The organism is Mucilaginibacter sp. (assembly GCF_028288185.1).
Lineage (GTDB): Bacteria > Bacteroidota > Bacteroidia > Sphingobacteriales > Sphingobacteriaceae > Mucilaginibacter.
The window spans coordinates 41548-53752 of sequence record NZ_JAQBOF010000008.1 but is presented as its reverse complement, the minus strand read 5'-3'; the positions used below and the strand labels follow the sequence as shown (position 1 = coordinate 53752).

The following is a 12205-nucleotide window of genomic DNA, read 5'->3' as shown; positions in this document are numbered from 1 at the left end:
AATGGCACTATACAGGTTTAGAGTTACTTTTGAGGATTATGACGATGTAACAAGAGAGATAGATATTAAATCTACTCAAACATTTGAAGATCTTCACCGGGCTATACATCAGTCAACAGGTTACAATTCAGAATATTCTTCATCTTTTTATATCAGCAATGATCAATGGTTAAAAGGCGAAGAAATTACCTACCTGCCAAACCAACGCCGGATTGACCGTGGTGTAGCCTTAATGGAAAAAGTAAAACTAAGCAGCCGCATTGACGACCCGCACCAAAAATTTTATTACATCTTTAACTTTGACCGTCCGTTTGATTTTCATGTGGAGTTAATGAAGATCATTTTAGATGAAACTCCAGGCGTTACTTACCCTGCAATCATCAAATCTGTTGGTGACGCCCCAAGACAGTTTGTTACTATTGCAGACGCTGCAACAGCTGCAACTGCCGAAACAGGAGCAGATGATTTTGATTTCCTGCATGAAATGGGTATGAACCATGAAGATACCGAAGATTTCTCGGAAGTGGACGAAACCGGCGAAGCTGTTGTTGAAGAACATGAAGAGGAGGAAGAAGATGAATTTGGCAGCGAATTCTCTGATGACGAAGGATTTGAAGATAGCGGCAAATCGCACGACGATTATTAGTTAGTTCATAGATAATAGCTATGAACTATCAACCATGAGTCATCAACTAATTGTAATTACCGGGCCTACTGCATCGGGTAAAACTGCGGTGGCTATTAGGCTAGCACAGCATTATAAAACGGTAATTTTATCAGCAGATTCACGGCAGTTTTATCGCGAAATGTCTATCGGCACTGCCAAACCTACCAGATTGGAACTAGATGCAGCCAAACATTACTTTATTGATTCGCATTCTATTACAGAAAATTTTTCGGTTGGCGATTTTGAAAAACAAGGATTAGCCTTGTTAGATAAACTGTTTCAAAACCATGATGTTGTAATACTGGTTGGCGGCTCGGGCCTATATATTAAAGCATTGTGCGAGGGGTTTGACGACATACCACAAGCTGATGCAGTAATAAGAGAACAGCTTAATAATGAATTTACTGAAAAAGGCATTACTACTCTGCAAGAGGAATTAAAAACAGCAGACCCGGCTTATTATAATGAAGTTGACTTGAGTAACCCTCAACGAATTATAAGGGCCTTAGAAGTTTACCGAAGCACAGGGGAACCTTTTTCATCCTTCCGTAAATCAACCATTAATAAACGGCCATTCAAAATCTTAAAAATTGGTTTGGACCTGCCACGCGAGGTTTTATATGATAGGATTAACCAACGGGTAGATGATATGATTAAACAAGGCTTGGCAAATGAGGTTGCAGGCCTTATTCCACATCGTGATTTAAATGCGCTAAACACGGTGGGTTACAGTGAGCTGTTTGATTATTTTGATGGAAAAATAGATTTAACCAAAGCTGTAGAATTGATTAAACAAAACACCCGGCACTTTGCAAAAAGGCAAATGACCTGGTTTAGAAAAGATCAAACTATCCACTGGCTCCAACCCAACGACATCCAGCCTGAAACTATTATCGGCTTACTTGATAAGGCGCAATAAATATTGGCCGTAACCGCTTTTTATATACTTTTTGGCTATCTCTTTTAATTGTTGTTTATCAATAAACCCCATGCGGTAGGCAACTTCTTCAATACACCCGATCTTTGTATCCTGGCGTTTTTCAATAACACGTACAAACTCGCTGGCATCACTTAATGAATCGAAAGTACCGGTATCCAGCCATGCCGTGCCTCTATCCATTACACCTACCTGCAAAGTACCATGCTGTAAGTAATATTTATTTACGTCAGTTATTTCGTACTCACCACGCGGCGACATTTCCAAATTTTTAGCGATCTCAACAACTGTATTATCATAAAAATACAATCCCGGCACTGCAAAATTTGATTTTGGTTTTTCGGGTTTTTCTTCAATTGATAATGCTTTAAAGTCTTCATCAAACTCTACAACACCATAACGCTCAGGATCAGCAACCGGGTAAGCAAAAACCGCTGCGCCACTTACATCATTAAAACTCTGTATCAGCTTACTAAAACCGCTGCCATAAAAAATGTTATCGCCCAATACAAGGGCCACTTTATCATTTCCTACAAATTTTTCGCCTATCACAAAGGCCTGCGCTAAACCATTAGGTACAGTCTGTACAGCATATTCAAAATTACAGCCTAAGTCTTTTCCATTGCCCAATAAGCGTTTAAAACTGTCACTATCTTCGGGTGTAGTAATAATTAAAACATCTTTGATATCAGCCAGCATTAATACCGATAAGGGATAGTAGATCATCGGTTTATCATAAATAGGCATTAACTGCTTACTTATTGCTCTTGTTATGGGATAAAGCCTGGTACCAGATCCGCCGGCTAAGATTATTCCTTTCATATATATGTATTAGTAATTATTGAAGTTTACCGATGCAACTTACCAGGCTATCTCTCCAATAAGGTATTTCTATATTAAATGTTTGTTTTGCTTTGCTTTTATCCATTACAGAGTAGCTTGGACGGATTGCCCGGGTAGGATATTCATCCGTACGAATTGGTATAGTTTTTACCGTAGTTGCAGATATATCAAATATTGCCCGCGCAAAATCAAACCATGATGTAACGCCTTCGTTGCTGTAATGGTATATACCATAGGCTTTACTTTCGCTATTAACAACCAATAAAATAAAAGTTGCCAGATCAATGGCATAAGTTGGAGTACCCACTTGATCAGCAATTATTTTCAGCTCATCTCTATCGCTACCCAACTTCAACATGGTTTTAACAAAGTTGTTAGCATATTCAGAATAAAGCCAACCGGTACGAATAATAAAATGTTCTTTTAAGATCAAGGCAACTGCTTTCTCGCCATCCAATTTAGTTTGGCCGTAAACACTTATAGGGCTTGCTTCATCTTGTTCTATAAGCGGATGAGCGACATCTCCTTTAAAAACAAAATCAGTAGATATATGAATTAATACAACACCATGTTTATTACATTGATCGGCCAAATTAGCAGCACCTACATTATTTATTTTATCGGCTAGTTCTTTATCATCCTCAGCTTTATCCACGGCTGTGTAAGCAGCGCAATTAATGGCGTAAGCGGGTTTATATTGCTCAAACAGCCTGTTTAAGCCATCTGTATCGAGTATGTTTGCTTCAGACTCTGGCGGGAAAATCACATTTGTTACTTCTTTTAAAGCAGCTACATTTTTAATGCATTGCCCCAATTGACCCGAAGCGCCAAAAACTATAATATTATTCATTGCAGTATATTATGCGGTAAAATATGTACACATTATTTAAAATACCTATCATCTTCTTATAGTTATCTGTCACCTTTAACCATCTTTTTTATGGAGTTGTAAATAATTGGTGGCGTAAGTTCGCGTATTACATCTTTTAGTGTTACAGGCTCTTTAATAGTGTCGCCTGTAACCCCTGCCCTGTCTTTAAATAGCGTAGCATGTGCGTTACGGCTTACCTCACTTTTTGGGCGACCATTACTGTAATAATATAACGCTAATGATTTTCGGCTTCGATCTGGCGGGCAAGCAAGTGCATTTGGATGTCCGTGGTAAGAAAAATCAGTAGTAGAGAATATGGCAATCCTATTAAAAACCGGCAATACACGATGATAGGATTTAGTCATGTCTTTATCCCACAGTTCAAAATGCCCTCCGTAGCTTTCGTCCCAGTCTTTGTTTAGATACACCAGTAAATTTATCCTGCGGTCTATCCAAGTCAACTCATGCTTATTAAAATCGGCGTGCACTTTTAGCAATCCTCCGGGCTTAATTTCGTGATAACCACCACCCAGCAAATAAGGATCTGATAGTAACGTCTCTTTTATACCGGTAAGCTCCTGCAAAAATTCAAGCATTGGCTCTGAATTTAAGTAATGTACAAAAGCTTTTGTAATATCACTAAAATGCTTTTCGCCTTTGGCTTCTAATTTATTTTTTTCGTTTTTATTATCGTAAAACTTAACATCTTGCTTGGTTGAAAGGTCCGGAAAGTCAGCTAAAACCTGGCTTAACATCTCCTCATTAAAAAAATCATCAAAAACAATATTAGGAAATGGCGCTGCATTTAAATATTCTTCTTGCTTATCCTTAGCCAATTGCTGAAGATCTTTTATACGGGGATTTAGAAAATTCATATATAAACTATCGATTTGCGAAGATAATTATACAATGTAGAATAATATAAATAATAACGTTTATTATTTGTTCAAGCTATTACTACTACTTAGTTCTAAAACACATGGCCGCACTATTATAATTAAATTAAGTTAAATTTGCTCTGCTATCAATTTATAACATTTGAAACAACGCATTAAAGATTCTTATAAAAGGTTAAGGGCTACAAACATCCTTTCTAATTTTCTTAACCTAAGTAGTATACAGGTCTCTAATGTATTATTGTTGTTTATTACCATCCGCATTATAACAGGCGATGTAGGTATTGAAGGATTTGGCATGATCATGTTTGCCTATCGCTTTTCAACTCTTGCAGGTACTGTTATTAATTATGGTACCGGGCAATCAGGTATAAAAGACACTGCCTTTAACCTTACAGATAATTTAAAACTAAGCGTAGTGTTTTATAATACATTATTAATAAGGGCACTTATTTTTATACTGTTTATAATAGGATTATTAATGTTTTATTGGATGCATATTGGCTATTATAATTACATTTTACTAGCAGCGCCCATTGTACTGGCCGAAGTATTTAACCCCTTGTGTTTTTTTATCGGAATTGAAAAATTAAGGATACTTAATATATGGAATTTAATATCAAATATTGCGGCGGTAATAGCCCTGCTGTTATTAATAAAAGGCCCTGCTGATGCTGTATGGGTCAATTTTATTTTGGGGACAGGTAATATCATAACCTATTTTGGCCTGTTGATCTATTTAGCTGTTAAGCTTAAACTAAGTTTTAACACACCCTTAAAAACCGATCTGTTAAAAATAGGGAAAGATAATTTTTACCTCACTGTAAATAATATATCAGCCAACTTGCAGCAATCAATTATAATTTTTGCTTTAAAATGGAATAACTCCGGGCTTTTAGGGGCTTATACTTTAGCCGATAGGGTTATTGGGCAATGCAGAAATTTGTTAAACATTGTTACCAACGCGATGTACCCAAATGCGGTTAACCTTTATAAACAAAGCACGGCTATGTGGGGTGTTTATCGAAAAAAATCTAAATACTTATTTGCAGGAGTTTGCTTTGCCGGCGCGTTGGTAATATTTGTATTGGCCGACTTTATAATTTACACCTTATCAAAAAAGCACGATGCTGATGCTGTTATGATTTTAAGGGTAATGGCATTTGTGCCAGTTATATCAGCTTTAAATGTTTTTAGTATGTTAGATATGCTTTTAAAAAGTAAAAACCTTTACATATTTAAAATTGCTATACTTTTAGTTTTTGTAGCCGCTTTAGTAGCATTTACGCTGGTAACTATTGGTAACTATTTGTTAATTGGAGGCTTTACTATTATTATTGAATGCTGCGCCTGGGTTATGTATGAGTATGTTATAAAAAAATCATCCATAAATAATGGCTAAACCTGTAGCGCTGATTTTGCTTAACTGGAATACACCCGTATATACGGCAAATTGTATTTTATCATTACAACAATATTGTGATGAGCAAGTGTTTGATATTATTGTTGTGGACAATGGTTCTACAGATAATTCGCTATCTCAACTCAAAACACAATTTCCGGATTTAATATATATAGAAAACAAACAGAACCTTGGTTTTGCCGAAGGAAATAACAGGGGATTGGGTTACAGTATAAAAAATGACTATACCTACTCATTGATAATGAATACAGATACATTGGTTGATGAGGATATAGTAACCACATTAAGCACACATTTATCCAATCATGGCCACGCCGCTGCTGTACAACCTGCTATATACTGGATGCACGACAAAACAAAACTATGGAATGGAGAGGGCAGTTTTAATGCAGTGTTAGGTACAACATCTTCATCAACTACATTACCCGATAATATTGATATTAACAGTTATAAACCCGTAGAATGGGTAACCGGTTGTTGTATGATGATAAGAAATGCCGCGTTAGTTATGGGCGGAGGGTTTAACAAGGATTTCTTTTTGTATTATGAGGACGTGGACTTATCATTCAGATTGCGTAATTGCGGTTATGAGTTGCATTACCTCCCTGCTTGTAAGATGTATCATGAGGCAGGCGTATCTGCAAAAGTCGAAAAGAAAGAAGGGTTTTTAAGCCCTGTTATTCACTACTATACAAGTCGTAACCATACTTGGTTTTTGCGGCGATATGGTAACCCAATATTTTATCCCATTAATATAATTTATAATGGTTTTTATTACCTGGCTTTACTGGCCTACTTCATAGTGCGGAGACGTAACGAAAAAGCTCGTCTTTTAATTAAAGGCTTAAAAGACGGTCTTTTCACATCAAAAAAGTTAATTTGGTCTACAAACAATATCAGCATTAATTAAGCATGTTTATTTTTCCACTCATATATCTTATTTCGTTTGTTATGGCGGTAAGAGAGGTCTACAAAGGCCGTCCCGAGGGGATATTGCTGTTTTTTATTTTTGGTTTATCAATGTACACAACAGCCATGTCTGTTTCATACATGCTGGGGCTTAAAAGTTTTATTCCATTTTTTCAGTTCTTTAAAGAGTTGCTGGTATTAAGTGTGTTAGCTTTAAATATTGCTACTCTAAAATACAGGCCAAGGTTCCACCTTATTGATTATGCTATATTAGTTTTTTTCGTTTATACACTTTTGTATGCAATTTTACCAATTGGTCAGCAAGGATTTAGTGCACGGCTTTTAGCTTTTAAAAGCACCTCCTTTTACATAATAGTATATTTTACGGGCCGCTTGTTTGACCCTAAAACCATATACATTAATAAGTACTTCAATTACATAGTATTGTTAACTATAGCCGCTGGCGCGGTTTTATGTGTCGAAGTAATGATGCATCAGCAGTTACAATTATTTACTGGCTATACAGAGTATTGCTATTACTTTTTTAATATTGAACCCAGCGGCATTTTTGGTTTAAGTACAACATTCGACTCGGACAGCGGCTTACGGCGCTTCGCAAGTTTCTTTAATAATCCGCTTGAACACGCTGCGGCCACTTTACTGGCGTTAGCGGTTATAGGAGCTTTATACACCAGGGATGATAATAAATTTAAAATAAACATAACTGGTATACTGGCGCTATGCGCTACTGTTTTTTCTATACTATTTGCGCTATCGCGCGCGCCACTTGCAGGTTATTTTTTAATAATTTATGTATATGCATTGATCACCAAAAAGAAATTTATTACAAATACGGTTCATGCTAGTGTAGGCCTGGCATTGATATATCTTATATACCTATTTACGCAATTTGAAAGCAATAATAACAGTGGCCTTATTGCTGTATTGATGAATACCATTGATTTTAGCGACCCATCAAGCGTTGGGCACCTGGTACAATGGGTTGAGGGCATATTATCTATGATCGCGCATCCGTTGGGTCTGGGGTTGGGTACATCGGGCCGGGTAGCAGGCTCATTGGGCGAAAACGTAGGCGGCGAAAATCAATTTATAATTATTGGAGTGCAAGCTGGTATAATTGCCTTATTTTTATACCTGGCCATATATATAATGTTTGTTAAAGCAGGCTTAAAATGGTTAAATAAACTAAAAGGCAAAGAAAGGAAAGTATGTATGGCGGTTTTGTTGATTAAGGTTGGCTTCTTTATCCCGATGCTAACATCCGAAGTAGAGTCATCCTCCTATCTGTCATACATGGATTGGTTTTTATCAGGTTTATTTATCAGCATGATAATGTACCCTGTACAACCTCAAGTACAACCGGCAAATGATAATTGAAAAACTCATAAAAACACTAAAGAACGATCCCAATTATAAATGGGAAAGCGCTTACTCTGGCCGCGACCTTTTTAGCGTTACCTGGGTTAGGTGGTTCCAGGTGATAAGGGGTTTGTTGTTAAAGCCCTTTTTAAAAAAATCTGCCGGATTACTCTTTGTCGGCACACATGTAAAAGTGAGGCATGGCTACCAGATAGTGGCAGGTAAAAATTTAATATTGGGTGATAATGTTGATATAAACGCCCTATCAACCAATGGCATACAATTGGGCGATCATGTGTCTATCGCTCGTGATTCGATACTATTTTGCACAGGCGTTATTGCACAAAAAGGCACCGGCATTACCATTGGCGACAGAACCGGTATTGGCGCCCGCGCCTTCTTAGCCGGGCAAGGTGGTATTACTATTGGCAACGATGTTATAACCGGGCCAAACATCCAGGTATTTTCAGAAAATCATAGTTTTTCAGATCTCCAACAAATCATAAAAACGCAGGGAGTTATCAAACAAGCTACTATTATTGGTAATAATTGCTGGCTAGGCGGCGGGGTTACTATTTTAGCGGGTGTAACTATTGGTGATGGCTGCGTTATTGCGGCAGGTAGTGTAGTAACTAAATCTGTACCTCAAAATTCAATAGTGGCCGGTGTGCCTGCTAAAGTGGTAAAAAGTCGCGAGGCTATTTAAATTATGCCAAAACCATTAACTATAGCGGTAGATGTGCGCGACCTACGGGTAGCTAAAACCGGCACACGCACCTATTTGCAAGAGGTATGTAATGAGTTAAAAAAAATGGAATCTCATGATCTCCGTTTTCATTTTATAGATACAAGCATCCCCGTATACAGCGGTAATAATAAATATTTAAAGCTGATAGAACATGTGCGTTACCAATTATGGAAACAGCTAATACTACCTATAAAAGCCTTTTTTAAAGGATGTGATATTGTTTTCTGCACCGATAATTTTGTGCCGCTTATACACTTAGGTTATAAAACCATCCCTGTTTTTCATGATGCATTTTTTTTTGAAACTCCCGAATACTATGGTAAACTATGGTTATGGTTGTATAAAAAAACAGCTATCCCGGCGGCAAGAAGGTCGCCTTTTGTAATTACGCCATCTGCCTGGGCTAAAAAACAAATCAACCATTACACACATATAGTTAATGACAAATTAATAGTTGTGCATGAAGGACCAAAAACATTAAACAATAATTTAGATACCACATCTACAAAGCAACTGTTACAGTCTTTATCACTAAAACCCCAATCCTATATATTGCATGTAGGGTCAATGTTTAAACGAAAAAATATCCCGGCGCTCATCTATGCTTTTAATGAAGTTAAAAAATCAGGATACCCGGAATTAAAGCTAGTATTGGCCGGCCCTACCCCATCAACGCAAATTGATAACGATTATAAATTGATAGTCAATGCCATTGATGAAACCAAGCTGCAAAGCGAAGTGGTATTGACGGGTTATTTACCAGATGCGGCTTTGGCCGAGCTTTACAAAAATGCTTTGATGTATGTTTTCCCATCAATAAACGAAGGATTTGGTATTCCGGTTTTAGAGGCCTTTAGCTATAACTTACCCGTGTTGGTTGCTAATAATACTTGTTTACCTGAGATTGGGGGCGATGCTGTATTACCATTTGATCCTTTTGATACAACAGATATAAGTGCAAAAATAAAGCAAGTATTAGAAGGCGATGATTTAAGGAAAGACCTGATTGATAAGGGAGTTAAACGCCTTAGTTTATTTTCATGGCATAATACAGCTTTGCAACTGGTAGAGGTATTTAAAAAAGCCGTTTAGCTATTTAAAAATACTTGCACATGCTCATCGGCAACCTTTTCCCAGTTAAATACACTTAGGGCGCGTTCACGCGCTTTTTGAGCCAGGTTTAACATTTCGGGATAGTTGGATTCACAAAAATCTATTTCCTCTGTTAACGATGCTATATTACCTTTTTTAAAGGTACGTGCAGTATCTAAAACAGCGTACTGGTTTTCTTCAATATCGCTTACTATCATGGGTACATTTAGTCCCATTACAGTTAATACTACCGGCGATAACCCCTCAACATCTGATGGCTGGATATAACAGTACGAATTAGCCATCAGTGTGTTAGTATCATTACCATACACATAACCAGGAAAAATCATTTGCTCATTTGCCATATCAAACAATTGCTGTTCGTATGGCGATGGGTTAGGCGAGCCGCCTATTAATACCAGTTTTTTTGTTGATTTAGAATTTTTAAAAGCAGGTAATAAATAATGCAAGCCCTTATCAGGTATAAACCTGCCCACAAATAAATAATATTCGCCTTTTTTAAGATTGAGTTTAGTTAAAATTCCTTCGTCACCTGGACCCGGCTCTACCTCACTGCCAAAAGGAATAAATTTGTATGTTTTTTTAAACTTATCTTCAAATAGCTGCTTTGCTATTACATTATCAAATATTACCTCATTGGGTAAATAAGCGGTTAAAAACGCCGACAATCTTAAATAAAGTTTACCATACCAGGGCCATTTATCGCGTTTCCAATCTACTCCATCCTGGCTAATAAATACTTTTTTTCCAAACAAACGTAAAGGTAATGCCCAAATACTGTTGCCCCCATTTTGTATATGTACAACATCGGCAGTATTATTAATTATAATATCAAAGGTACATTTAAGGGAATGTAAAAGTGTATCAAGGCCTTTTGCGGAAGTGGTTTTAAAGGTCTTTATTTTTACGCCTTTATATTCGTTAACATCGACAAATACATCGGGATACCTGCGGTTATAAGCAATAACGCTATGCCCTCGGTTAACAAGTCTTGGAAATAGTTCAAGGGCAAATTTATCTGCTCCTGCAGCGCCTTTTGCCAAAGGGATTGACCGGAAGCCAAATGCAGCTATACGCATTATCGAAAGTAAATATTTATATAGTAATATGTTCTTTTACCGGGTAAATATTTTTCTCTTTCAGGTAATCTAAGTAGTAGTCATTTATATATTCTCTTAACGCAATTTTCCAATCACGCATAATATTCATATTTCTTAGCTCCAGTTTTTTGTTAATCAATCTTTCAGAAGGTGGTCTTGGCGCAAAATAAGTATCTTTAAAATAACTCGAGGCAACCTCATTAACAGTAACCTCATTATCAAGGCCAACTATTTTAACCAATTCCTTGGCTACTTCATATCGGCTGGTTTCGCCATTACAAACCATATTGTATAGGCCCCAGTATTCTCTTTCAATTAAAAGTTTGACATTTTTAGCAAAATCAACTGTAAAAGTAGGCGTACCATCTTTATCATTTACAACATGTAAGTTGCGGTTGCCGTTAGCTAATTGTTTAATAAGCTTATTTATAAATTTTTTGTCTTTTTCTGGCCCACCGCCCATCATCCAACCTGCACGGCAAATTATATAACGTGTAGCATTTTCGCGTACATAACGCTCACCCATATATTTAGAACGCGCGTAATGACCTAACGGATTAGGCTCATCCCAATCATCATAAAAATCTTTTTTACCATCAAATATCCCCGCTGTACTAATGTATAACATGGGTATATTTAATTTATTAGCAATAAATACAGCGTTTTCTACCGAAGTAGTATTGGTAAGATAAGTATCATCTAAATTTAATTCACAGTATTCAAGATCTGTATACGCACCTAGATGAAAAAGATAATCTGGTTTAAAAGCCTCAACGTCTCTTTTATAGGCTTCAAAATTACGGAAGTCTAAAAAACTAAGCCATTTTTCATTTACATCTTTGTCTGAGCATTTAACCTCGTAGTCGTTCTTAAATATGCGATAAAAAGCTTCTCCAAGCATTCCTCCCGCACCGGCAATGTAAATTTTTTTCTTCATATTAAATGTTAACGCCATAATGGCAACACCTGGCAGATGTTTAAGTTGCGACAAGGGAATTTTACTTCTCTATTCAAAATTAACCTTTTTTGAGCCATTAGCAGAATATTTTAAAAAAAACCATTCATTAATTCAAACAATTTGATAAAAAATTAAATTGTTTAACACTTTAAATATTAAGTTGATTAATAAATGTCGCTAAAGATAAAAAATTAGTAATTGCTCCCTGCAACCCTGTCACTATAATTTTTTTGATAAATTGTAGTGATTCACATTTTTCAAGATGGGATGTAGTAGATTATTAAACCAAATTTTTATTTTTTATAATTTATATACTTAATATAATATAATACAACCATCTTTAGATTTTGTTTGTGTGAA

The 12205-nt window shown here is 36.4% G+C and carries 12 protein-coding genes; 7 read left to right on the top strand and 5 right to left on the bottom strand.

Annotated elements, in window-relative coordinates:
- The first annotated feature begins 1 nt into the window (after position 1).
- Positions 2-646, top strand: a complete 645-nt coding sequence (locus JWQ34_RS02805; protein WP_299353593.1) for a hypothetical protein — start codon at positions 2-4, stop codon at positions 644-646.
- 34 nt (positions 647-680) lie between these two features.
- Complete coding sequence (miaA, locus tag JWQ34_RS02800; protein WP_299353590.1) at positions 681-1586, top strand: tRNA (adenosine(37)-N6)-dimethylallyltransferase MiaA; 906 nt, start codon at positions 681-683, stop codon at positions 1584-1586.
- Here miaA and rfbA read toward each other — a convergent pair.
- The 3 genes from rfbA to JWQ34_RS02785 form a co-directional block, all read right to left on the bottom strand.
- The gene (gene rfbA, locus JWQ34_RS02795; protein WP_299353587.1) at positions 1566-2426 is read right to left on the bottom strand and encodes a glucose-1-phosphate thymidylyltransferase RfbA; all 861 of its coding nucleotides are present in this window, start codon (positions 2424-2426) and stop codon (positions 1566-1568) included. The two genes, miaA and rfbA, sit on opposite strands and share 21 nt — an antisense overlap.
- A gap of 16 nt (positions 2427-2442) precedes the next feature.
- Positions 2443-3297: a dTDP-4-dehydrorhamnose reductase gene (gene rfbD, locus JWQ34_RS02790; RefSeq protein WP_299353584.1), complete on the bottom strand. Its 855-nt coding sequence runs from the start codon at positions 3295-3297 to the stop codon at positions 2443-2445.
- Positions 3298-3359: 62 nt separating this feature from the next.
- Entirely contained in the window at positions 3360-4193 is an 834-nt protein-coding gene (locus tag JWQ34_RS02785; RefSeq protein ID WP_299353581.1) for a 2OG-Fe(II) oxygenase, read from the bottom strand.
- Between the two features lie 163 nt (positions 4194-4356).
- Here JWQ34_RS02785 and JWQ34_RS02780 point away from each other — a divergent pair, with 163 nt between their 5' ends.
- The 5 genes from JWQ34_RS02780 to JWQ34_RS02760 are packed head-to-tail and all read left to right on the top strand — an operon-like array spanning position 4357 to position 9766.
- Entirely contained in the window at positions 4357-5616 is a 1260-nt protein-coding gene (locus JWQ34_RS02780) for an oligosaccharide flippase family protein (protein ID WP_299353578.1), read from the top strand.
- Positions 5609-6547, top strand: a complete 939-nt coding sequence (locus JWQ34_RS02775) for a glycosyltransferase family 2 protein (RefSeq protein ID WP_299353575.1) — start codon at positions 5609-5611, stop codon at positions 6545-6547. The genes JWQ34_RS02780 and JWQ34_RS02775 overlap by 8 nt, the downstream gene beginning before the upstream one ends.
- Positions 6548-6588: 41 nt before the next feature.
- Positions 6589-7944, top strand: a complete 1356-nt coding sequence (locus JWQ34_RS02770) for a hypothetical protein (protein WP_299353572.1) — start codon at positions 6589-6591, stop codon at positions 7942-7944.
- Entirely contained in the window at positions 7934-8632 is a 699-nt protein-coding gene (locus JWQ34_RS02765; protein ID WP_299353569.1) for an acyltransferase, read from the top strand. Before JWQ34_RS02770 ends, JWQ34_RS02765 begins: the two co-directional genes overlap by 11 nt.
- 3 nt (positions 8633-8635) lie before the next feature.
- Positions 8636-9766: a glycosyltransferase family 1 protein gene (locus JWQ34_RS02760; protein ID WP_299353566.1), complete on the top strand. Its 1131-nt coding sequence runs from the start codon at positions 8636-8638 to the stop codon at positions 9764-9766.
- On the opposite strand, the gene JWQ34_RS02755 is transcribed toward JWQ34_RS02760, so the two are convergent.
- A complete protein-coding gene (locus JWQ34_RS02755) occupies positions 9763-10866 on the bottom strand; it encodes a glycosyltransferase (protein ID WP_299353563.1) in 1104 nt (367 codons plus the stop codon). The genes JWQ34_RS02760 and JWQ34_RS02755 overlap by 4 nt on opposite strands.
- A 16-nt stretch (positions 10867-10882) precedes the next feature.
- Positions 10883-11824 (bottom strand): NAD(P)-dependent oxidoreductase, encoded by a 942-nt coding sequence (locus JWQ34_RS02750; protein WP_299353560.1) that lies wholly within the window; start codon positions 11822-11824, stop codon positions 10883-10885.
- Between the last annotated feature and the right edge of the window lie 381 nt (positions 11825-12205).

Coding starts and splice junctions, on each gene's coding strand:
- JWQ34_RS02805 (WP_299353593.1), top strand. CDS start 2: ATGGCACTATACAGGTTTAGAGTTACTTTTGAGGATTATGACGATGTA.
- miaA (WP_299353590.1), top strand. CDS start 681: ATGAGTCATCAACTAATTGTAATTACCGGGCCTACTGCATCGGGTAAA.
- rfbA (WP_299353587.1), bottom strand. CDS start 2,426: ATGAAAGGAATAATCTTAGCCGGCGGATCTGGTACCAGGCTTTATCCC.
- rfbD (WP_299353584.1), bottom strand. CDS start 3,297: ATGAATAATATTATAGTTTTTGGCGCTTCGGGTCAATTGGGGCAATGC.
- JWQ34_RS02785 (WP_299353581.1), bottom strand. CDS start 4,193: ATGAATTTTCTAAATCCCCGTATAAAAGATCTTCAGCAATTGGCTAAG.
- JWQ34_RS02775 (WP_299353575.1), top strand. CDS start 5,609: ATGGCTAAACCTGTAGCGCTGATTTTGCTTAACTGGAATACACCCGTA.
- JWQ34_RS02770 (WP_299353572.1), top strand. CDS start 6,589: ATGGCGGTAAGAGAGGTCTACAAAGGCCGTCCCGAGGGGATATTGCTG.
- JWQ34_RS02765 (WP_299353569.1), top strand. CDS start 7,934: ATGATAATTGAAAAACTCATAAAAACACTAAAGAACGATCCCAATTAT.
- JWQ34_RS02760 (WP_299353566.1), top strand. CDS start 8,636: ATGCCAAAACCATTAACTATAGCGGTAGATGTGCGCGACCTACGGGTA.
- JWQ34_RS02755 (WP_299353563.1), bottom strand. CDS start 10,866: ATGCGTATAGCTGCATTTGGCTTCCGGTCAATCCCTTTGGCAAAAGGC.
- JWQ34_RS02750 (WP_299353560.1), bottom strand. CDS start 11,824: ATGAAGAAAAAAATTTACATTGCCGGTGCGGGAGGAATGCTTGGAGAA.